The sequence below is a fragment of the Thioclava dalianensis genome (assembly GCF_000715505.1).
GTDB lineage: Bacteria > Pseudomonadota > Alphaproteobacteria > Rhodobacterales > Rhodobacteraceae > Thioclava > Thioclava dalianensis.
On record NZ_JHEH01000003.1, the window covers coordinates 144,120 to 163,969 of the forward strand.

The following is a 19,850-nucleotide window of genomic DNA, read 5'->3' on the forward strand; positions in this document are numbered from 1 at the left end:
GAAGAAATTATAAGTTTTGCCGGTAACGATAACCGACAGGTTATGAATTGATCGATCCGCTCTTGCGCCTGCGTCATCTGAGGGTGTTTCTGGAGACCGCACGGCGCGGCTCGCTTTCGGCTGCGGCAGAGGCGATGCATGTCTCCCAGCCCGCCGCCTCGAAATCGATCCGCGAATTGGAAGAGATCCTTGGCACGGCGCTTTTTGATCGCACGGGCCGGCGGCTGGTGCTGACGGCGGCGGGGCGGGTGTTTCAGACCCGCGCGGGCACTGCGATGGCCGATCTGGCAGAGGCGCAGCGTCAGGTGCTCGATCCGCCCAAGACCCGACCTCGTTTGTCGCTGGGCCTGCTGCCCACGGCTTCGGCCGAATTGACCCCACGCGCGGCTCTGGCCTTTCGCAAGGCCCATCCCGACTGCATCTTGCGCATCGCGACCGGGCCAAACTGGCTGTTGCTATCGCAGTTGCGCGAGCGGGCGCTCGATATGGTCGTCGGTCGGATGCCCACGCCCGAGAATGCCGAAGGGCTGCGCTTCACACAGCTTTACTGGGAGCGCGTCCTGCCGGTGGCACGCGCCGGGCATCCGTTGCTCACGCCCGACTGGAGCCCGGGCGATCTTGCGCGCTACCCGCTGATGCTGCCGCCCAAGGGCGCGATGATCGCAAGCCAGGTGCAGGCATGGTTGCACTCGGTTGGACTGGACGAGCCCGACACCGCATTCGAGAATGTCTCCGCCGCGTTTGGGCGCGCCGTGGTGCTGGGCTCTGACACGGTCTGGTTCATCTCGGAAGGGGTGGTGCGGTCCGAAATCGAGGCCGGGACGCTGGCGGTGCTGCCGCTGCGCCACGGGCTTTTGGGCGGCCCCGTGGGGATCACAATCCGAGACGATCACAGCCCGAATGCGCAGATGGCAGCGCTGATGGCAGCGCTTGAGCATGCCGCGGAAGGCATGGGCGCTTAAGCCGCCCCGCACCCTTCCCGCGCCGCTCTTGACACATAACCGCGCCTGAGGGGACCAAGAAAAGACACATCAAGTTCGGAACCGTCACGTCCTCGCTCCGTTGAAACATGAATAACATAAACGGGAGAGTGCGTGATGCATGGACTAGCAAGGCGGCTCGGGCTGCGAACAGATCCGACGATTTTCTTTGTCTCAGCGGGCGCAACCCTCGTCTTCGTGATAGCCCTCGTGCTATTCCCAACCGCCATCGGTGACGCGTTTGCAGCGGGTCGCGCATGGATCGTGACCAATCTGGGCTGGTTCTTCATCCTTGGCGTCAATATCTGGCTTGGCTTTCTGATCTGGGCTGCGATGTCGCGCCACGGGCATATTCGGCTGGGTCCGCGCGACTCCCGTCCGGAATATTCCAACCTCTCGTGGTTCACGATGCTGTTTGCGGGCGGCATCGGCACGGTGTTGATGTTCTGGGGGGTGGCCGAACCGATCAGCCATTTCTCGAAACCGCCCCTGCCCGGCGTCGAGCCCTATTCCGATCAGGCCGCCCGCGATGCGATCTCCATCGCGATCTATCACCTCGGCTTGCACACATGGACGATCTTCGCGCTGCCGGGCCTTGCATTTGCCTATTTCATCAACCGCTATGACCTGCCGGTCCGGGTCAGCTCTGTCTTCTATCCGCTGCTCAGGGAGGGGATCTACGGGCCCGTTGGCAAGGCCATCGATATCGCCTCGATCATCGGCACGCTCTTTGGTGTGGCGGTCTCACTGGGATTGGGCTCAAGCCAGATCGCGGCGGGTCTCAATGCGCTTTACGGCACGGGCGACGGGGTGGTGGTCAAGGTGATCATCTTGGCCGTGCTCACCGGCGTTGCGATCACCTCGATCACGGCGGGGCTCGACAAGGGCGTGAAGCTTTTGTCCAACATCAATATCGGGATGGCCGTGGGGCTGTTGATCTTCGTGCTGGTCTTCGGCTCGACGCTGTTCTTGCTACGCGGGATGGTGCAGACTTTCGGGCTCTATTTCGAGAACCTGCCGCGCCTCGCCTTCTGGAACGATATGCTGGCCAATGAGAATCCCAACACGCCCGGCTGGGGCTGGCAGGGATCGTGGACGGTGTTTTACTGGGCATGGACCGTCACTTGGTCGCCCTTTATCGGGCTGTTCGTGGCGCGGATCTCGCGCGGGCGGACCGTGCGTGAGTTTGTCTTCGGCGTGCTCTTGGCGCCGTCCCTGTTCACGCTGATCTGGTTCTCGATCTTTGGCTGGCAGGCGATGGAGTTTGACGGCATCGGTCAGGCGGCGCGCGATGCGATGGGCGCGCAGGCGGGGCAACTCAGCGCGGCTGTCGCCGACAGCGTGCCGCTCGCGATGTTTACCTTCTTCGAGCATTTCCCTTTCGTGAGCATCGTGCAGGGGATCGCCGTGATCGTGGTGGCGATCTTCTTTGCGACCTCGTCGGATTCAGCCTCGCTGGTGGTCGATATGCTTTGCACCGGTACGCCTGAACCCGGGCCCGTCCATCAGCGCGTGTTCTGGGGGGCCGCCGAAGGGCTGGTCGCGGCCATGCTGATCATTCTGGCAGGCGATGCCGGTCTGACGGCGCTGCAACAGGTGATCACCGTGGTGGGGCTGCCGATCTTCGTGCTGGTCTTCATGATGATCCCCTCGATCATCAAGGGCTTTGCGCTCGAAGATATCGACCACATCACCATCGGCAAGCGCCCCAAGCTCGAAGAATTCTGAGCCGCGCGCGGCCAATCCCGAACGAAAGCAGGGCCCCGAAATCGGGGCCCTGTTTCATGTTTCAAACCCTGTTTCGGGCCGTGATTATTGCCACGACGCGATCAGATCGTCATAAGCGACGGTTTTGGGGTCCTCGTCCTCATTGGCGAGCTTGGCCTTGGGCGAGCCCGGTTCAGCCAGCCATTCGGCGGGGTCGCGCTTCTCGTTCAGTTTCGGGCCAATATCGCCTTGGATACCGGCACGCTCCAGCCGCTCCATGACTCTTTCTTGATCGGCGCAAAGCGCATCGAGGGCTTGCTGCGGGGTTTTCGCACCCGACATCGCATCCCCGATATTCTGCCACCAGAGCTGCGCGAGCTTGGGGTAATCCGGCACGTTCGTCCCGGTCGGCGACCAAGCCACACGCGCGGGCGAGCGGTAGAACTCGACCAGACCGCCCAGCTTGTCGGCGCGATCCGTGAAGCTCTGATGGTTGATCGTGGATTCACGAATGAAGGTCAGCCCGACATGGGATTTCTTCACATCCACGGTTTTCGAGGTCACGAATTGCGCATAGAGCCACGCGGCCTTTGCCCGATCGATCGGGGTCGACTTCATCAGCGTCCAGGACCCCACATCCTGATACCCGAGCTTGGTGCCTTCTTCCCAATAGACGCCATGAGGCGAGGGGGCCATGCGCCATTTCGGCGTGCCGTCCTCGTTCATCACCGGAAGCCCCGGTTTGACGGTGTCTGCGGTAAAGGTGGTGTACCAGAACATCTGCTGGGCCACGTTGCCCTGCGCCGGAATCGGACCCGCTTCGGAGAAGGTCATCCCCATGGCCGCGGGCGGCGAGTAATTCCGCAGCCAATCGATGGCCTTGGTCACCGCGTAGACGGCGGCCGGACCGTTGGTCGCACCGCCCCGGTCCACACAGGAGCCAACGGGCTGGGACTTGTCATTGACGCGAATGCCCCATTCATCGACCGGCAGACCGTTGGGCTCGCCCTTCGATCCGACACCGGCCATCGAGAGCCATGCATCGGTATAGCGCCAGCCGAGCGAGGGATCCTTCTTGCCGTAATCCATGTTGCCATAGACCTTGCCATCGACGCCCAAGCGGCTCAGATCGCGCCCGGTGAAGAATTCAGCGATATCCTCATAGGCCGACCAATTGACCGGCACGCCAAGGTCGTAGCCGTATTTCGCTTTGAAATCAGCCTTGTTCTGCTCGTCGTTGAACCAATCATAGCGGAACCAGTAGAGGTTCGCGAACTGCTGGTCGGGCAGCTGGTAAAGCTTGCCATCGGGGGCGGTGGTGAACTGCGTGCCGATGAAATCGTCCAGATCGAGACCGGGATTGGTCACGTCCTTGCCCTCGCCCGCCATAAAGTCGGTCAGGTTGCGGACCTGCTGATAGCGCCAGTGGGTGCCGATCAGATCGGAGTCGTTGATATAGGCGTCATAGATGTTCTCGCCCGACTGCATCTGGGTCTGCAGCTTCTCGACCACGTCGCCTTCGCCGATGAGATCATGCGTGAGCTTGATGCCGGTGATCGCCGTGAAGGCAGGTGCCAACACTTGGCTTTCATATTCATGCGTGGTGATGGTCTCCGAGACCACCTTGATTTCCATCCCCGCATAGGGCTTGGCGGCGTCGATGAACCATTGCATCTCCGCTTCCTGATCCGCGCGGCTCAATGCCGACTGATCGCCGATCTCCTTGTCGAGAAACGCCGTCGCGTCCGACATGTCGGCGAAGGCGGGCGCCGATAGCAGCGTAAGCGCAAGCGCCATCGCCGAGGTTGATTTTAAAGTCAGGTTCATTTGATCCTCCCATAGATTGAACCGTTCTGTCAGTGACCCGGACCTCCCTGCCCGGGCTTCGCGTGCCCTAGACCCAGCGGAACACCGCTGCGGCATAGATCAGGCAGACGATCAGAGCGAACGCTTGGTTCACGCCGACCAGTTGCAGCCAGGCCAGATTGATGAAGGCCGAGCCGAGAAGTGAGATGAAAAGTCGATCCCCGCGTGTGGTCTCGATCCGCAAGATGCCGACGCGCGGCGTCTCGGGAAACTTGATCGCGAGCACCGTGAAGGTGATCAGCAGAGCTGCGATCACCGTGAAAAAGATCGCGGTGGGCCAGGTCCATGCCATCCATGCCATGTCAGGTCTCCTTGTCTCTGTTGCTCACACACGCCCGAGGGCAAAGCCCTTGGCGATGTAATTGCGCACGAAATAAATCACGAGCGCGCCCGGCACGATGGTCAGGATGCCAGCCGCCGCCAGCACCCCCCAGTCGATGCCCGAAGCGCCTTGCGTCCGTGTCATGATCGCAGCGATGGGTTTGGCGTCCACGGTGGTGAGCGTACGCGACAGCAACAGCTCCACCCAGGAGAACATGAAGCAGAAGAACGCCGCGACCCCGATGCCGCTTGCGATCAGCGGCATGAAGATCTTCACGAAGAAGCGCCCAAAGCCGTAGCCGTCGATATAGGCGGTCTCGTCGATCTCTTTGGGGACGCCGCGCATGAAGCCCTCAAGGATCCACACCGCGAGCGGCACGTTGAACAGGCAATGCGCCAGCGCCACCGCGATATGCGTGTCAAACAGCCCGACGCTCGAATAAAGCTGAAAGAACGGCAGCGCGAAGACCGCAGGCGGTGCCATCCGGTTGGTGAGCAGCCAGAAGAACAGGTGCTTGTCGCCCAGAAACTGGTAGCGCGAAAAGGCATAGGCCGCGGGCAACGCCACGGTGAGCGAGATCACCGTGTTCATCACCACGTAGATCATCGAATTGACATAGCCCATATACCACGCCGGATCGGTGAGGATGGTGCGATAGTTGTCAAAGGTCAGATCGCGCGGGAACAGCGTGAACGTGTTGAGGATCTCGGTATTGGTCTTGAGGCTCATGTTGAACAGCCAGTAGATCGGCAGCATCAAGAACAGCAGGTACAGCGTCATCACCACGGCACGGGTATTCACCCTGAAGCGCGGGCGGGTGTTGCGCCCCTCGGCGACGAGCTTGCCCGGAATATCGGCGGTTGCGTCAGCCATGGCTCAGCCCCCTTTCTTGTCGAGATTGGTCATCACGGTGTAGAACACCCATGAAATCAACATGATGACGAGGAAGTACATGATCGAGAAGGCCGCAGCCGGTCCAAGGTCAAACTGCCCCAGCGCCATCTTCACCAGATCGATCGAGAGCAGCGTGGTGGCATTGCCCGGACCGCCGCCAGTGACCACGAAAGGCTCGGTATAGATCATGAAACTGTCCATGAAGCGCAGAAGGATCGCGATCATCAGCACGCCCATCATCTTGGGCAGCTCGATATAGCGAAACACTTTCCAGCGGCTCGCCTGATCGATCTTGGCGGCCTGATAATAGGCATCGGGGATCGATTTGAGCCCGGCATAGGCCAGCAGCGCCACCAGCGACGTCCAGTGCCAGACATCCATCACCACGATGGTGACCCAAGCCGCAAACGTGTCTTGCGTGTAGTTGTAATCAATCCCGAGTGCGGCAAGCGTACGGCCCAGCAGGCCGATATCAACGCGCCCGAAGATCTGCCAGATCGTGCCCACCACGTTCCACGGGATCAGCAGCGGCAGCGACATCAGCACAAGGCACACCGAGGCCCAAAACCCCGATTTTGGCATGTTGAGCGCCACGAAAATGCCCAGCGGCACCTCGATTGCAAGGATGATCCCGGAGAACAGCAGCTGGCGGGAGAGCGCATTCCACATCCGCTCGGAGCTGAGCATCTCGTCGAACCACTCAAGCCCCGCCCAGAAGAACTGGTTGTTGCCAAAAGTGTCCTGCACCGAGTAATTGACCACCGTCATCAGCGGGATCACCGCCGAGAAGGCGACCAGCAACAGCACTGGCAGCACCAAAAACCACGCCTTTTGGTTGACCGTCTTTTCCATCACGCAGCCCTCCCCGGCACGCGCCAGTCATTGGCGTAGACATTTACATGGGCCGGATCGAAGCGAACCCGGTTCATATCGGCGCTGACGGGATCGTCCTCACCGGCGATAATATTGATATCGTGGCCGAAAAACTCGGCGCGGATGATCTTGTGGCGGCCCGCATCTTCGATCCTGCGGATCGTGACGGGCAGGCCCTCATCTTGCGACAGCGTGGCGTATTCGGGGCGCACACCGATCTCGAGCTTGCCCTCAAGCGCGTCATAACCACACCCCAGATCGATAGGCGAGCCCTCGATATAAGCGCGCGTCCCGTCGATCTTGGCGGGGATCACATTCATCCCGGGCGAGCCGATGAAATAGCCCACAAAGGTATGCTCGGGACGCTCGAACAGCTCTTCGGGCGTGCCGATCTGGACCACACGCCCGTCATACATCACCACCACCTTATCGGCGAAGGTCAGCGCCTCGGTCTGGTCATGGGTCACGTAGATCATCGTATGGCCGAAATCGTGATGCAATTTCTTGAGCTGGGTGCGCAGCTCCCATTTCATATGCGGGTCGATGACGGTCAGCGGCTCGTCGAACAAAAGCGCGTTGACGTCCTTGCGCACCATGCCGCGCCCGAGGCTGATCTTTTGCTTGGCATCCGCCGTCAGCCCGCGCGCCTTCTTGTTGAGCACATCCTCCATGCCGATCATCCGCGCGATTTCCTGCACGCGCTCGGCGACGTAGCTCTCCTCACGGCCCCGGTTGCGCAGCGGAAAGGCCAGATTGTCGCGCACGGTCATCGTGTCGTAGACCACCGGGAACTGGAACACCTGCGCGATGTTGCGCTCGGCGGTGGGCGCATGGGTGACGTCTTGACCGTCAAACAGGATGCGCCCTTGGCTCGGCTGCAACAACCCCGAGATAATGTTGAGAAGCGTGGATTTCCCGCAGCCCGAGGCGCCCAAAAGCGCATAGGCCGCGCCATCTTCCCAATCGTGATTGAGCTCCTTGAGGGCGTAATCTTCCTCTGATGCCGGGTTGGGCAGGTAGGAATGCGCGAGGTTGTCGAGCGTGATCTTGGCCATGGCGGCGTCTCCTCAGGCGGTTAATGCATAGGCGGCGGGGGCAATCAGCTCCCCCGTCTCGCTGAAAATGTAGACATGACGGGGGTCGAGCCAGACGCTCAGATCCTCATCGAGCGCGAGATCATGCACGCCGTGGATCAGCCCGACCCAGCGCTCAGTGCCGTGATCGAGATGCACGAAGGTCTCGGACCCGGTCAGCTCGGTGACATGCAGCTTGGCGGTGAATTGCAGCGCATTGGCCGTATGTTTGGTGATCTCAAGATGGTTGGGCCGAAACCCCGCCGTGTAGCGCCCGTCGGGCAGCTCGGCGAGCGCGCCGCTGACCGGAGCGCTCTGCCCGTCGTCAAAGCTCAGCGTATCGCCAGTCTTCGTCAGGGTCAGGAAATTCATCGGCGGATCGCTGAACACGCGCGCCGTGGTGGCATCGACCGGCTGGCGATAGACCGTCGGCGTCAGACCGAACTGGGTCACCCGCCCCTCCCAGAGCGCGGCGGTGTTGCCGCCCAAAAGCAGCGCCTCTTCGGGTTCGGTCGTGGCGTAGACAAAGATCGCGCCAGAGGCCTCGAAGATCTTCGGGATCTCGATGCGCAGCTCCTCGCGCAGCTTGTAGTCGAGATTGGCCAGCGGCTCGTCGAGCAGCACCAGCCCCGCGTTTTTGACCAGCGCCCGGGCCAGCGCGCAACGCTGCTGCTGGCCGCCCGACAGCTCAAGCGGCTTGCGCTCCAGCATCGGCCCAAGCTGCATCAGATCGGCGGTCTCGCGCACCCGGCGGTCAATCTCGGCCTTCGAAACTCCCATCAGCCGCATCGGCGAGGCAATATTTTCATAGACCGTCATCGAGGGGTAATTGATGAATTGCTGATAGACCATCGCGACCTTGCGGTCCTGCACCCGCATCCCGGTGACATCGCGGCCTTCCCACAAGATCTTGCCGCTGTTGGGCGCATCGAGCCCCGCCATCAGGCGCATCAGCGTGGTCTTGCCCGACAAGGTCGGCCCCAGCAGCACGTTCATCGTCCCCTTCTCAAGCGTGAGATCGGTCGGATGAATATGCACCTGCCCCTCGACTTGCTTGGACACGCCTTTGAGTTCCAGCGTCATTCTGCCCTCCTCCTCATATTGCGACCGCGGGCGTCGCGGCGGCGCGCTGCGCGCACATCCACTGCTCGATCGCGGTGATCTCTTGGGCGCTCAGACGCAGCCCCAGCTTGTTGCGGCGCCACACGACATCCTCTGCGGTGCGTGCGAATTCATGTGTCATCAGCCAGCGCAGCTCGGCCTCGCTCAGCGTCGCGCCAAAATCCTGCCCCAGATCCGCAGCGCTTTGCGCATCACCCAGAACCGAGGCCGCCTCGGTGCCATAGGCCCGGATCAGCCGCGCGGCCCAGACCGGCCCCAAAAACGGATAGGCGCGTTGCAGATCGGCGGTCAGGCGGGTCACATCGCCCACGGCGAAATCGCCCCCCGGAAGCGCCACGCCTGCGGTCCACGGGCCGGAGACGCCGGTCAATTGCGCGGCCACTTTCTCAAGCGCGCTTTCCGCGAGCCGCCGATAGGTGGTGATCTTGCCGCCAAAGATGTTCAAAAGCGGCGCGCCGCCCTCGGTCTCAAGCGTCAGGGTGTAATCGCGCGTGGCCGCCGTCGCGCTGCTGGCCCCGTCATCATAGAGCGGGCGCACGCCGGAATAACTCCAGACGATATCCTCATCGCGGATCGGGGTTGCAAAATAGCGATTGGCAAAGGCGATCAGATAAGCGCGTTCCTCGGGCGTGCACTGCGCGGGCGCGTCCGCATTTTCATGCTCATAATCGGTGGTGCCGATCAGGGTGAAATCCTGCTCATAGGGAATGGCGAAGATGATCCGCCCGTCCTCGCCTTGGAAGAAATAGCACTTGTCGTGATCGTAGAGTTTGCGCGTCACGATATGGCTGCCACGCACGAGGCGCACCCCATCGCGCGTGGTGATCTGCAAGCGGCTACGCAGGACATCCTCGACCCAAGGGCCTGCGGCATTGACCAACATGCGCGCGCGCATCACCTGCCGCTGCCCGGTCTCGCTGTCTTGCAGCTGGATCTGCCACAGTCCGGCCGAGCGCTCGGCCCCAATCACTTTGGTCCGCGTCATGATGCGCGCGCCGCGTGCGGCGGCATCGCGGGCGTTGAGTACGACCAACCGGGAATCCTCGATCCAGCAGTCGGAATATTCATAGGCAGTCTCGAAACGCGGCTGAAGCGGTGCGCCCTCGGGCGTGCCCGCCAGTTTCAGCGTCGCGGTGCCCGGCAGCACGTCGCGCCCGCCCAGCGTGTCATACAGAAACAGCCCCAACCGGATCAGCCAAGCCGGACGACGCCCTTTCATCCAAGGCATGATGCGGCTGAGCAGACGCGAGGTCGGGGTCTCGGCGTCAAAGCGCATATCTTGGCTATAGGGCAGCACGAAACGCATCGGCCAAGAGATATGCGGCATCGCCTTGAGCAACACCTCGCGTTCGATCAGCGCCTCGCGCACCAGACGGAACTCGAAATATTCAAGATAGCGCAGACCGCCATGAAACAGCTTGGTCGAGGCCGACGAGGTGGCCGAGGCCAGATCGTCGCGCTCGGCCAGCGCCACGCTCAGGCCACGCCCCGCCGCATCCCGGGCGATCCCGCACCCGTTAATGCCCCCGCCGATCACGAACAGATCGACGTCAGCTGTGTGATGTCCTCCCATGACGCGGCTTCTCCCCTCGCTGCGTTCACACGAACGTTACGACTCTTGATCCAAAGATCGCAAGAAAAAAATGTTCGTTTCTGTTCGGTTTCGCCATCCCCCTCATTTCAAGGAAAATTTTTGCTCTCATTTTGTGTTCGATCTCTTGCCAGCCGATATTTCTGCCGAATAACCTGAATTTCAGATCAACTCAGGGGCATCCGCGCGGAGACAGCCGATTCTGACCCCGTTCCCCGCCGACCCGAACGCAAGCGAAACTCCTTTATGTCGCAAACCTTTCGTCACCCAGAGATCCTTGAGATCGCCCGTCGTGAAGGCAAGGTCACCGTCGAGGGGCTGGCGCAGCATTTCGGTGTGACCTTGCAGACGATCCGGCGCGACCTGACGGACATGGCCGAGGCGGGGCGGCTGGAGCGCGTGCATGGCGGCGCGGTGCTGCCGTCGAGCACGACCAATATCGGCTATGAAGAGCGGCGCGCGCTCAACCCCTCGGCCAAGGCTGCGATCGCGCGGGCCTGTGCCGCTCAGATCCCCAACGACATCTCGCTCTTTCTCAACATCGGAACCAGCACCGAGGCGGTGGCGCAGGAACTCTTGCTGCATGAAAACCTGATGGTGGTGACCAACAACATGAATGTAGCCAATATTCTCGTGGCCAACCCATCTTGCGAGGTGGTCGTCACGGGTGGGCACTTGCGGCGCTCCGATGGCGGGTTGATCGGCAATCTGGCGACCGACACGATCCGACAGTTCAAATTCGATCTCGCGGTGATCGGCTGCTCGGCGCTGGATCGCGACGGCGACCTGCTGGATTTCGACATTCAGGAGGTGGGCGTGAGCCGGGCCATCTTGCAGCAATCGCGCCGGACGTTTCTTGTCGCCGATCACTCCAAGTTCAAGCGCAGCGCACCGGCCCGGATCGCCTCGCTTTCTGACATCGATGCGTTCTTCACCGACGCCCCCCTGCCCGCTGCGCTGTCGCAATCCTGCGCGATCTGGAAGACCGCCGTCTCGGTCAGCGAGTGACCCTGTGACGCGGCGCGAACAGCCTGCGAAGCGATAAGCTCTGCGCGCAAAACATGCCCTAAGAACCGAAATCCGGCGCGGTGGTTTACATTCGGGGAATGAATTGCCAGTTTAAGAGATGAAAATACGAGCTACCCGTGCGCTGCGCGGCCTCGGCAAATTCACACTCTCCCGAAAGGACATCCATTATGACCCAGGCAAAGCCGGGCGATACCCTGCATCTTCATTACACCGGCACTTTGGATGACGGCTCCGTTTTCGACAGCTCCGAAGGGCGCGACCCGCTCTCCTTCGAGCTGGGATCGGGCCAAATCATTCCCGGGCTGGAAGCCGGTGTTACGGGCATGGAAGTGGGCGAGAAGCGCACCGTGCATGTCACCCCCGAAGAGGCTTACGGCGTCCATCACCCCGAGCGCGTGCAGGCGGTGGACCGGGCCAATGTGCCCGATCACATCCCGACCGATCCCGGCACCCAGCTTCAGGTGCAGACGCAAGACGGTCAGTCGATGAATGTCGTCATCGCCGATGCGACCGAGACAGAGCTGTTTCTCGATGCCAATCACCCGCTTGCGGGCAAGGCGCTGACCTTCGACGTGGAACTCGTCAAGATCGCCTGAGACAGGCACCAATGATCGCACCTGCGCGCCCCGATCTGCGGCGCGCGGGTGCCCACCGCCCCTTCTGCCCGCTCAGCTTCCGCGAAGCCGGTCGTGGACGCGCTCCAGCAATTGGTTGAGCAGCGCCACCTCGTCGAGCGTGAACCCCACGAAAGATGCATTGAGAATACGGTCCGCCTCGGCACGCGCCAGACGGCGGCTGTGATCGCCCGCCGGGGTCAGGCGGACTTCCGTGACACGCCCGTCATTGGGGCGCACCCGGGTGATCACCAGACCATCCACGATCATCCGCTGGACGATTTTGGTCGCGGTGTTGAGCTTGATGATCGAATATTCGGCGATCTCCGAGACACTCAGATGCTCTTCTTCATAAAGCGACATCAGGATGCGCCAACGCGCCATATCGAGACCAAGCGGCTTGAGTTTCTTCTCAAGCTCTTGAATGTAAAGCGCATTCACCCGCGAGACCCAGTAGAACGGCCAGTCACGCTTCATACGGCGATCAGCGTAGAGCGACTCGGGTTGGTGGGGCTCTTGTGAAGGCGTCTTTGTCATGGGCTCGTCTCTGTCCAGTGCCGCGCGCCCCGCTCCCATGCGTCAGGCGCGGGTCAGCGATAAAGGAATTGTCGACGCCTCACAAGTCGAACAGCCAAGCGGTGCGCGCTTTGCCTCATAGCGGCGAGGCGAGCGGGTGGAACTTGCGCTCGAACCAGATCAGACCACCGCTTGCATCTTGGGCCAGCGCACTGGCCTGCACCTCGCAAAAGAGCACCGAATGCGTGCCGCGCGGCTGCACATCGGAAATCTTGCAATCAAACGCCACCGCGGCATCCTTGAGCACGGGCGCGCCCGTCGAGCCGGTCGCCCAATGCTCGGGATTGAACCGCTCTTCGCCGGTCCAGCGCGCGAAGCGGCGCGAGAGATCCTGATGATCGGGCGCCAGCACATTCACGCACAAAACGCCGTTTTCCAAAAACGCATCATGCGCAAAGGCATTTTGATTGATGCAGACAAGCAGCGTCGGCGGCGTGTCGGTGACCGAGCAGACCGCCGAGACAGTGATGCCGTGACGGCCCGCCGCGCCATCGGTGGTGACAAGGTTCACAGCCGCGCCGAGGCGGCTCATGCCATCACGAAACGCTTGGGTTTCGGGTGAGAGTGGCTCGGACGTCATGGGATCTCCTCAGATATCCAGTGTCAGGGACTTGGATTTCGCGCGCGAACAGCAGGCGCAAATCATCTCGCCCTCCTCGCGCTCCTCGTCGGTCAGAAAGCGGTCGCGGTGATCGATTTCGCCGTCGAGAACATCGGTGACGCAGGTGCCGCAGACACCCTCTTCGCATTTCACCTCGACCTTGACCCCGGCCCGACCAAGCGCTTTGGCGATGGTATCATCGGGGCCCACCGTGACCGTCACGCCCGAGCGCTCCGCCACGACCTCGAAACTCTCGCCGCTCGCATCCACATCGGCCGAGAAATACTCGCGATGCACGTTGGAGCTGGCATGGCCTGCAGCCTCGGCCGTGCCGATCAGCCAGTCCATGAAGCCTTGCGGGCCACAGACATAGAGATGCGTGCCCTTGCCGGGCGGCGGCAGATCCCGCGCCGGATCGAGACGTTGGGCGGCATCGCCATCGTCGAAATGAAACACCACCCGATCCTTCCACGGCGCGGTCTCCAGCAGGTCACGAAACGCGGTGACGCTCTCGGAGCGTGTGCAGTAATGCAGCGTGAAGGGGAGGCCCAGATCATGCAGCCTGCAGGCCATCGCAAGCATCGGGGTGATGCCGATCCCGCCGCCCAGAAGCACCGTCTCTTCGGCGTCCTCCGCCAGCGGAAAATGGTTGCGCGGGCCTTCGACGGTAAGCTCCGCGCCCTCGACCGCCATCTCATGGACCTTGATCGAGCCACCGCGGCTGGCTTTGTCCTTCAGCACGCCGATCTCATAATAATCGGTCTGAGCCGGATCCGAGCACAGCGAGTATTGCCGCCAGAGATCGAGATCGGGCAGGTAGAGATCGAGATGCGCGCCTGCGGTGAAGGGCGCGACCGCGCCCCCCACTTGCGGCACAAGACGAATGCGCGCGATATCGCCGCGATCGTCGCGCCGCGCGCTGACGCGGAACTTTTGTTGCTCTTGTTGTGCCATAGCTACCTCACATACAGCCCGCCATTGACGTCCCAGCAGGCTCCGTTGACGAAGCTCGATGCGGGACTGGCGAGCATTACCACCATTTGCGCGACGAAATCGGGATCGCCCAGATGCTGCACAGGAATATTGGCAATCGCCTGCGCCGCGTTCTCGCCCAGCACGGAGCGCACCATCGGCGTGTCCATCGGCCCCGGCGCAATCGCGTTGCAGGTGACGCCAAAGGCCGCCAGATCGCGCGCGAACACCTTGGTCAGCGTCAGGATCGCGCCCTTGGAGGCAGCATAATGCGCCCCCGTGGCCGTGCCGCCATTCTGTCCCGCAAGCGAGGCCATGTTGACGATGCGCCCATAGCCCTGCGCCTTGAAATGACGCCCGAAGATCTGGCTGCCCGCGAAGACGCCGCCTGCATTGATCGACAGGATCGCGTTGAAATCCGCCGGGTCGATATCGAGCACGGGCTGGACCTCGGTGCGGGCGGCATTGTTCACCAGCACCTCGACCGAGCCCCAGCGCTCGACGCATTTGCCAAGGACTTCCTCGAAATCCTCGGGCTTGCTGACATCCAGCGTCGCGGTCACGGCGGTCTCGCCTGCGAGGTCCAGCTCGGAGGCAAGCGCTGCTGCCTCCTCGCCGGGATCACGGTCGGTGATGATCACACGGTAGCCAGCCTTGTGCAGCGCGCGCGCCGCACAAGCGCCAAAGCCGCGCGCCCCGCCCGTGATCACCGCAGTCTGGATCTTTTCCGGAAGCGGCCCCACCATCAGAACAAATAGCTGAACGAATTCAGCATCCCGTCTGAGTTGAGAAGGCGCACGATCTTGCTGTGCAGCTTGAAGCCACCCTCGGTCACCTGCAGCACGTAGCGCACATTGCCCGCCCAGACGCGCTGACGACCGAACTTGTCCTCGACCACATGCTCCGCGCAGGTGACGGTGATCTCCGCACCCTCCTGCGCCTCGATGCGAAACCGCGACAGCGTGCGCACAGTTTGCGCAGGCGGCGCCGAGGAGATCGAAAATCCCATATGGAAGCGCCCGATCCGGTCGCGCCGCATCTTGGCATTGTCATAGCACAGGTTGACCTGATTGGCGTAATCCTCGCCGTCACCGATCGGCATGATATAGAGGCCGTCATCGGTCCAAAGGTCGAGCCAGGCGTCATATTCCTTGGCGTCCAGCATCGCCCCTTCGGCCCAGATAAACGCGGTCACGTCCTGCAAAAGGGTCTTGGTGTCGATTTTGCTCATCTGGGTCATTGCGCCATCATCCTTTTCCACATCTGATAGGCCGCACGCATCCCGGTCTCGGCGCTGATATGGCCGCGCGGACCGGCCACGCCGGGCTCTTCATCCACCAAGCCGCGATTGACGAGGATCGGCAGATCGTCTCCGCCCTGCACGCCGCGCTGGATACGTTCCCAGACTTCGGCGTCATCGGGGCTGCCAAAGCCCATCGGGCCTTGGAAATGCTCGTGCAGGCGGATCCGGGCGCGGTTGGCCGCAGCGGGGCCGCCATCCATCCCAAGCGCCATGTGGCGGATATCGGTGCGATCCACGCTGACCGGGGTCAGAACCCGGAAGAAGGCCAGCGACAGCGAGACATTGGGGAAGAGGTTGAGGTTGAACCCCGCCCCGCCGACCGCGCGCACGATTTTGCGCACCTGAGCATCGGGATAGCCCTCGTCGCGCAGCTCCTGCGCCAGATCGGTAAAGCGCTCCGGGATCGGCGCGTCGAGATTGGCGTCAAGATCCTCCAACTCGGGGATCATCATCATCACCGAATGGCCGTTGCCCAGATCCTCGACCCAGCCTTTGCCCTTGTCGAGGAAGTCGAACATCTCTTCGGTCGCACCGTCGAGCGTCTGCATGAAGCTCTTGTGGACGACGGGGAAGTGATAGGCGTCGGTGGTATTCTCCAGCTGCACCTTCCAGTTCATCGGCACGGTGAACTGATGCTCGCCCAGAACCTTCACCGGGAAGCCCCCGCCCTGTTTCATGAACAGGTCGATATAGCGGCAGACCTCGGAGCCGAGAAAATCGACCAGCGGCTCGATATCGTCGTTGAAGGTCGCGAAGACCATGCCCTGATAGCTTTCGGTGCGCAGCTTCAGCAGACCATGCTGGGCCTTGTCGAAATCGTCGCCGTATTGCTCGGGGTAAGGCAAAGCGCGCAGGCTGCCATCGAGCCCGTAGCCCCAGCCGTGATAGGGGCACTGGAAGGACGATGTCTTGCCCTGCTTGACTTCACAGACGGTGGCCGCGCGGTGACGGCAGCGATTGACCATGCAATGCAGCTTGCCCTTGCGGTCGCGCACCACGATCACCGGCTCCTGCCCGACGGTGGACAGCTTGAACGAGCCCTTATCGGGGAATTCGCTTTCATGGGCCACGAAGACCCACGTCTTCTTGAAGATCCGCTCCATCTCTTCGGCGAAGAGTTCGGGATCTTCGTACATCTGGGTTGCGACCTGTGCGTTCTTCTCGTCATAGAGCGCGTCGAGGTCGCTGAACTTCGGCATATCTAGGGACATGTCAGCTCCTTTCGTCGGAATTAAAGTTGCGGGATCTCGAGCGCGCGCCCCATGCGTGCCTCGACGGTCATGTATTTCCACAGGCGGTCGTTGCCCTCGCCTACCACGATCGTGCGCAGCAGGTTGCACGCGGCCTGAACCGTCTCGCGGTTGGGGAAATCGGCGAGGATGTACCAGGTGTAGGGAAAGCCCTGGCTCGCGCCCACAAAGGTCTGGTCATCGTCGAACGTGCCCATGATCGAGACCCCTTCGAGGCGCGCGATCCCGGCCATCAGGGCCTGCGTCGCGGTCCAGACCGGCCCGATCTGATCGAAGGGCAGCGAGAAAAAGGTCGGGTGGTTGTTGAAGCACAGCAAAGTGCGAAGCGGTTGGGTCGTGCTCATGTCGTGTCCTTTCGTCGATTTCAGGGATAGCCGGGCGGGGTTTGCTGGCCGAACATCGCGGCACCGCCCGCCTGCCAGGATCCAGAGCCGAGGAAGGCGTGTTGCGCGACGCAGGCCGCATCGATCATCGCGCGGCCCAGCGGATGGCCCGTCGCCATCGCACCCGAGCCGCCCATCACGAAGGCAAGGCGCGCGGCCTCCGCCCCGTCCTGCGCGGCTTTGGAGGCCACGAGGCGCAGCTTCACATGGGTTTCGGGCGAGACCTCGCCCTTGGTCTGCATCTGCTCCCAGCCTTCAGAGATGACGTCGTAGAAGGCCGCGCGCGCGCCCGTCAGCAGGCCCTGCGCACGGGCATAATCGATCTGGATGTAACCGCGTGCCGCAGGGCTTGGCGCGCCCGTGACCGAGACCCGCGCCATCGCATCCTGATGCAGCCAGTCGAGCGCACCGCGCGCCGCGCCAAGCGCCACCACCGCGAGCACCTGAGCTGCCAGCGCCATCGCGGGATAGCGAAACACCGGATCGTCCAGCGTGGGCGTGCCGCCGCGAATGAAGGTCCAGTCCTCGGGGACCACGACCTTATCGGCCACGATGTGATGGCTGCCGGTGGCGCGCAGGCCGACCGTGTCCCAAGTCTCGTCCACGGTGATCTTGTCGCGCGGCATCACGGCGGTGCGCGGCAGCGCCGAGTCTTCGCCCTCGACCTTGATGCCGCCGCCGACGATCGACGCCCCCATCACGCCCGAACCCCAAGGCCAGCGTCCGCTGACCTCGAAGCCGCCATCGACCCGGCGCGCCGGGTGGGGCGGGAACATTGCACCGGCAAAGACCGTGTTCGGATCGCCGCCGAAAATACTCTCGTAGGTCGCGACCGGAAGGGCGGCCAGATAGGTCGAGGAGACGCCGAAACTGGCGACCCAGCCTGCCGAGGCATCCGCACTCGCGATCTCTTCGATCAGGCGGCAAAACGCCATCGGCGAGAGCCCGTCGCCGCGCAGACGCTTGGGCACGAAGGCCCGGTAGACGCCGATCTGCTGAAACTTGGCCACGATATCCTTGGGGATGTGGCGCAGCTCCTGAAACTCTTGCTGGCGCGCGCGGATCTCGGTCTTGAGCGCGTCAAGCGTCCCAGGCATCTCTGGGGCGGTATGAGAATTCATGTCTCGTTCCTTTCGTTAAGGGCAGGCACGGTTTCGCAAAGCCAGCGGGCTATCGCGCAAAGCCGGGCGTCGGCGCCTTTGGGCGCAATGATCTGAAGTCCGGCAGGCAGGCCCTCGGCGGAGGCCATGGGCAGGACGATGGCGGGGTGGCCGCTCAGGTTGAACGGGCGCAAATAGCGGGTCAGCGGAAGCACCTTGGCGGGATCTTCGGCCTCATCGAGGCGGGGCGGATGGGTCGGCAAGGCGCGGGTGACGATCGCGTCGTAGCCCGACAGCACGGCGTCGACCTCGGCGGTGAAACGCGCGCGGACGGCCTCAGCCTGATCCACCTGCGCCTGAGTGATGCGGCCTGCCGCCACGAGCCTTGCGCGCACATCGGCGCCAAGCGGCGCGCCCTGCGCCAGCAGATCACCAAAGGCCAGATGGGCCTCATGGCCGATCAGCGTGAGCCCGGCCTCATAGGCCGCATCCATTCCGGGCAGATTGACATAAGGCAGGTCGTAATCCTGCTCCTGAAGCGCAAAGAGCAGACTGTCACCCAAGGCGCGGTCGAACTCGGTGCGCACGCGGGCGAGGTTCGGGGCGCGCGCAAGCCGTTCGGGGATAAAACCGGGATCGAGCGCGCGCATCGCGGCCTCGATCATATCCATGCTGCGTGCGAGCGGCCCGATGCAATCGAGCGAGCTGTGCGCGGGACGCGCGCCGGCCCGGTCGATCCGCCCAAAGCTCGGCTTTAACCCGATCACGCCGCAACAGGTCGCGGGCTGACGGACCGAGCCGCCCGTATCGGTGCCAATCGCGAAATCCACCGCCCCCGAGGCCACGGCCACCGCCGCCCCCGAAGACGAGCCGCCCGGGATAAGCGCGGGCCAGCGCGGGTTGATCGGCGTGCCCTCATACGGGTTCACCCCGGTCATCCCGTAGGCCAGCTCATGCATGACGGTCTTGCCCGTGATCTCGCAGCCCGCCTCCAGCAGGGCCGCGACCGCATGGGCATGTTTGCGCGCGACCGGAGCGTCGGCAAAGGCTGCAGAGCCACAGCGCGTCGGCAGGCCTGCGACGTCCAGACAGTCCTTCACCGCCACACGCAGCCCGCCCGCACGGCCCAGCGTACACCGCTGAGAAAACCCGTCTGTTCTGTCTGTCACTGGCTGTGCCATCTGGCTCATTCCTCCCTCTCCCGGAAGCGCATCTCATTTACGGTAATATTCACGTATCATCAAGTTCGTCAAGGCAGGCTATTGTTAAATTTCCATTTTTATTATTGTATTTCATGTAGTTACACGAACACATGCGGACCAGGGCCTGATCCCCAGTCAACCGCTTTGCACAGAGCGTCGTATAATCGGGCAGCGCCTCTTTGCTCGGTCACCGCCTGCTTTAGCAAAAACCTAACACAGCCCCGCCGCTGGGGTTTTGCGACTTTCGCAAGACTGTTTCGCGACCTGCAAAACCACGTGATTTCCCTGTATGAACAAAGGCTTGTCCGCCATCGCCTCGGCGCACTAAATTTACGGTAATATTACCGCTTGATCGAAGCGGGCACCCCGATACGCTGGTCAGGCCAATGACG

General features: G+C 62.3%; 20 protein-coding genes. 4 read left to right on the forward strand and 16 right to left on the reverse strand.

Annotation, left to right across the window (positions count from 1 at the left end; translation table 11 throughout):
* The first annotated feature begins 47 nt into the window (after window positions 1-47).
* Both DL1_RS03695 and DL1_RS03700 read left to right on the forward strand, forming a co-directional pair.
* Window positions 48-962, forward strand: coding sequence for a LysR substrate-binding domain-containing protein (locus tag DL1_RS03695; protein ID WP_038062629.1), 915 nt, complete (start codon window positions 48-50; stop codon window positions 960-962).
* A 135-nt stretch (window positions 963-1,097) separates the two neighbouring features.
* The gene (locus DL1_RS03700) at window positions 1,098-2,708 is read left to right on the forward strand and encodes a BCCT family transporter (protein WP_038062632.1); all 1,611 of its coding nucleotides are present in this window, start codon (window positions 1,098-1,100) and stop codon (window positions 2,706-2,708) included.
* An 84-nt stretch (window positions 2,709-2,792) separates the two neighbouring features.
* Here the strand turns inward: DL1_RS03700 and DL1_RS03705 are convergent, their stop codons facing one another.
* The 7 genes from DL1_RS03705 to glpD all read right to left on the reverse strand — a co-directional run bounded on the left by DL1_RS03705 (window position 2,793) and on the right by glpD (window position 10,410).
* Entirely contained in the window at window positions 2,793-4,514 is a 1,722-nt protein-coding gene (locus tag DL1_RS03705) for an ABC transporter substrate-binding protein (protein WP_038062636.1), read from the reverse strand.
* Between the two features lie 67 nt (window positions 4,515-4,581).
* On the reverse strand, window positions 4,582-4,854 hold the full coding sequence (locus tag DL1_RS03710; RefSeq protein WP_038062639.1) for a DUF2160 domain-containing protein: 273 nt from the start codon (window positions 4,852-4,854) through the stop codon (window positions 4,582-4,584).
* A 24-nt stretch (window positions 4,855-4,878) separates the two neighbouring features.
* Complete coding sequence (locus DL1_RS03715; RefSeq protein WP_038062641.1) at window positions 4,879-5,748, reverse strand: carbohydrate ABC transporter permease; 870 nt, start codon at window positions 5,746-5,748, stop codon at window positions 4,879-4,881.
* A gap of 3 nt (window positions 5,749-5,751) precedes the next feature.
* The gene (locus DL1_RS03720; protein ID WP_038062644.1) at window positions 5,752-6,621 is read right to left on the reverse strand and encodes a carbohydrate ABC transporter permease; all 870 of its coding nucleotides are present in this window, start codon (window positions 6,619-6,621) and stop codon (window positions 5,752-5,754) included.
* Window positions 6,621-7,697, reverse strand: coding sequence for an ABC transporter ATP-binding protein (locus DL1_RS03725; protein WP_038062646.1), 1,077 nt, complete (start codon window positions 7,695-7,697; stop codon window positions 6,621-6,623). The genes DL1_RS03720 and DL1_RS03725 overlap by 1 nt, the downstream gene beginning before the upstream one ends.
* Before the next feature lie 12 nt (window positions 7,698-7,709).
* Window positions 7,710-8,798, reverse strand: coding sequence for an ABC transporter ATP-binding protein (locus tag DL1_RS03730; RefSeq protein WP_038062648.1), 1,089 nt, complete (start codon window positions 8,796-8,798; stop codon window positions 7,710-7,712).
* Window positions 8,799-8,811: 13 nt separating this feature from the next.
* The gene (gene glpD / locus DL1_RS03735; protein WP_038062655.1) at window positions 8,812-10,410 is read right to left on the reverse strand and encodes a glycerol-3-phosphate dehydrogenase; all 1,599 of its coding nucleotides are present in this window, start codon (window positions 10,408-10,410) and stop codon (window positions 8,812-8,814) included.
* Window positions 10,411-10,674: 264 nt separating this feature from the next.
* Here glpD and DL1_RS03740 point away from each other — a divergent pair, with 264 nt between their 5' ends.
* Window positions 10,675-11,436 carry a DeoR/GlpR family DNA-binding transcription regulator gene (locus DL1_RS03740; protein ID WP_038062658.1) on the forward strand — a complete coding sequence of 254 codons (762 nt, stop codon included), beginning with the start codon at window positions 10,675-10,677 and terminating at the stop codon, window positions 11,434-11,436.
* 188 nt (window positions 11,437-11,624) lie between these two features.
* Entirely contained in the window at window positions 11,625-12,053 is a 429-nt protein-coding gene (locus DL1_RS03745) for an FKBP-type peptidyl-prolyl cis-trans isomerase (protein WP_038062661.1), read from the forward strand.
* Window positions 12,054-12,125: 72 nt separating this feature from the next.
* Here the strand turns inward: DL1_RS03745 and DL1_RS03750 are convergent, their stop codons facing one another.
* The 9 genes from DL1_RS03750 to DL1_RS03790 form a co-directional block, all read right to left on the reverse strand.
* Entirely contained in the window at window positions 12,126-12,608 is a 483-nt protein-coding gene (locus DL1_RS03750) for a MarR family winged helix-turn-helix transcriptional regulator (RefSeq protein WP_038062663.1), read from the reverse strand.
* 115 nt (window positions 12,609-12,723) lie between these two features.
* A complete protein-coding gene (locus DL1_RS03755; protein WP_038062666.1) occupies window positions 12,724-13,227 on the reverse strand; it encodes a flavin reductase in 504 nt (167 codons plus the stop codon).
* A gap of 9 nt (window positions 13,228-13,236) precedes the next feature.
* Complete coding sequence (locus DL1_RS03760) at window positions 13,237-14,202, reverse strand: PDR/VanB family oxidoreductase (RefSeq protein WP_038062668.1); 966 nt, start codon at window positions 14,200-14,202, stop codon at window positions 13,237-13,239.
* A 2-nt stretch (window positions 14,203-14,204) separates the two neighbouring features.
* Window positions 14,205-14,966: an SDR family NAD(P)-dependent oxidoreductase gene (locus tag DL1_RS03765; protein ID WP_051693292.1), complete on the reverse strand. Its 762-nt coding sequence runs from the start codon at window positions 14,964-14,966 to the stop codon at window positions 14,205-14,207.
* A complete protein-coding gene (locus tag DL1_RS03770) occupies window positions 14,966-15,460 on the reverse strand; it encodes an aromatic-ring-hydroxylating dioxygenase subunit beta (RefSeq protein WP_038062670.1) in 495 nt (164 codons plus the stop codon). Before DL1_RS03770 ends, DL1_RS03765 begins: the two co-directional genes overlap by 1 nt.
* On the reverse strand, window positions 15,457-16,734 hold the full coding sequence (locus tag DL1_RS03775; RefSeq protein ID WP_038062673.1) for an aromatic ring-hydroxylating oxygenase subunit alpha: 1,278 nt from the start codon (window positions 16,732-16,734) through the stop codon (window positions 15,457-15,459). The genes DL1_RS03770 and DL1_RS03775 overlap by 4 nt, the downstream gene beginning before the upstream one ends.
* 20 nt (window positions 16,735-16,754) lie before the next feature.
* Window positions 16,755-17,117: a hypothetical protein gene (locus tag DL1_RS03780; protein ID WP_038062674.1), complete on the reverse strand. Its 363-nt coding sequence runs from the start codon at window positions 17,115-17,117 to the stop codon at window positions 16,755-16,757.
* A 20-nt stretch (window positions 17,118-17,137) separates the two neighbouring features.
* Window positions 17,138-18,277 (reverse strand): acyl-CoA dehydrogenase family protein, encoded by a 1,140-nt coding sequence (locus DL1_RS03785; protein WP_038062676.1) that lies wholly within the window; start codon window positions 18,275-18,277, stop codon window positions 17,138-17,140.
* Window positions 18,274-19,446, reverse strand: a complete 1,173-nt coding sequence (locus DL1_RS03790) for an amidase (protein WP_051693293.1) — start codon at window positions 19,444-19,446, stop codon at window positions 18,274-18,276. Before DL1_RS03790 ends, DL1_RS03785 begins: the two co-directional genes overlap by 4 nt.
* Window positions 19,447-19,850: the final 404 nt, after the last annotated feature.

Excerpts from the sequence above, each read along its gene's own strand:
- DL1_RS03710 (WP_038062639.1), bottom strand. The coding sequence starts at position 4,854 with ATGGCATGGATGGCATGGACCTGGCCCACCGCGATCTTTTTCACGGTG.
- DL1_RS03760 (WP_038062668.1), bottom strand. The coding sequence starts at position 14,202 with ATGGCACAACAAGAGCAACAAAAGTTCCGCGTCAGCGCGCGGCGCGAC.
- DL1_RS03770 (WP_038062670.1), bottom strand. The coding sequence starts at position 15,460 with ATGACCCAGATGAGCAAAATCGACACCAAGACCCTTTTGCAGGACGTG.
- DL1_RS03705 (WP_038062636.1), bottom strand. The coding sequence starts at position 4,514 with ATGAACCTGACTTTAAAATCAACCTCGGCGATGGCGCTTGCGCTTACG.
- glpD (WP_038062655.1), bottom strand. The coding sequence starts at position 10,410 with ATGGGAGGACATCACACAGCTGACGTCGATCTGTTCGTGATCGGCGGG.
- DL1_RS03720 (WP_038062644.1), bottom strand. The coding sequence starts at position 6,621 with ATGGAAAAGACGGTCAACCAAAAGGCGTGGTTTTTGGTGCTGCCAGTG.
- DL1_RS03700 (WP_038062632.1), top strand. The coding sequence starts at position 1,098 with ATGCATGGACTAGCAAGGCGGCTCGGGCTGCGAACAGATCCGACGATT.
- DL1_RS03740 (WP_038062658.1), top strand. The coding sequence starts at position 10,675 with ATGTCGCAAACCTTTCGTCACCCAGAGATCCTTGAGATCGCCCGTCGT.
- DL1_RS03790 (WP_051693293.1), bottom strand. The coding sequence starts at position 19,446 with ATGAGCCAGATGGCACAGCCAGTGACAGACAGAACAGACGGGTTTTCT.
- DL1_RS03755 (WP_038062666.1), bottom strand. The coding sequence starts at position 13,227 with ATGACGTCCGAGCCACTCTCACCCGAAACCCAAGCGTTTCGTGATGGC.
- DL1_RS03775 (WP_038062673.1), bottom strand. The coding sequence starts at position 16,734 with ATGTCCCTAGATATGCCGAAGTTCAGCGACCTCGACGCGCTCTATGAC.
- DL1_RS03750 (WP_038062663.1), bottom strand. The coding sequence starts at position 12,608 with ATGACAAAGACGCCTTCACAAGAGCCCCACCAACCCGAGTCGCTCTAC.
- DL1_RS03730 (WP_038062648.1), bottom strand. The coding sequence starts at position 8,798 with ATGACGCTGGAACTCAAAGGCGTGTCCAAGCAAGTCGAGGGGCAGGTG.
- DL1_RS03715 (WP_038062641.1), bottom strand. The coding sequence starts at position 5,748 with ATGGCTGACGCAACCGCCGATATTCCGGGCAAGCTCGTCGCCGAGGGG.
- DL1_RS03725 (WP_038062646.1), bottom strand. The coding sequence starts at position 7,697 with ATGGCCAAGATCACGCTCGACAACCTCGCGCATTCCTACCTGCCCAAC.
- DL1_RS03745 (WP_038062661.1), top strand. The coding sequence starts at position 11,625 with ATGACCCAGGCAAAGCCGGGCGATACCCTGCATCTTCATTACACCGGC.
- DL1_RS03765 (WP_051693292.1), bottom strand. The coding sequence starts at position 14,966 with ATGGTGGGGCCGCTTCCGGAAAAGATCCAGACTGCGGTGATCACGGGC.
- DL1_RS03785 (WP_038062676.1), bottom strand. The coding sequence starts at position 18,277 with ATGAATTCTCATACCGCCCCAGAGATGCCTGGGACGCTTGACGCGCTC.
- DL1_RS03780 (WP_038062674.1), bottom strand. The coding sequence starts at position 17,117 with ATGAGCACGACCCAACCGCTTCGCACTTTGCTGTGCTTCAACAACCAC.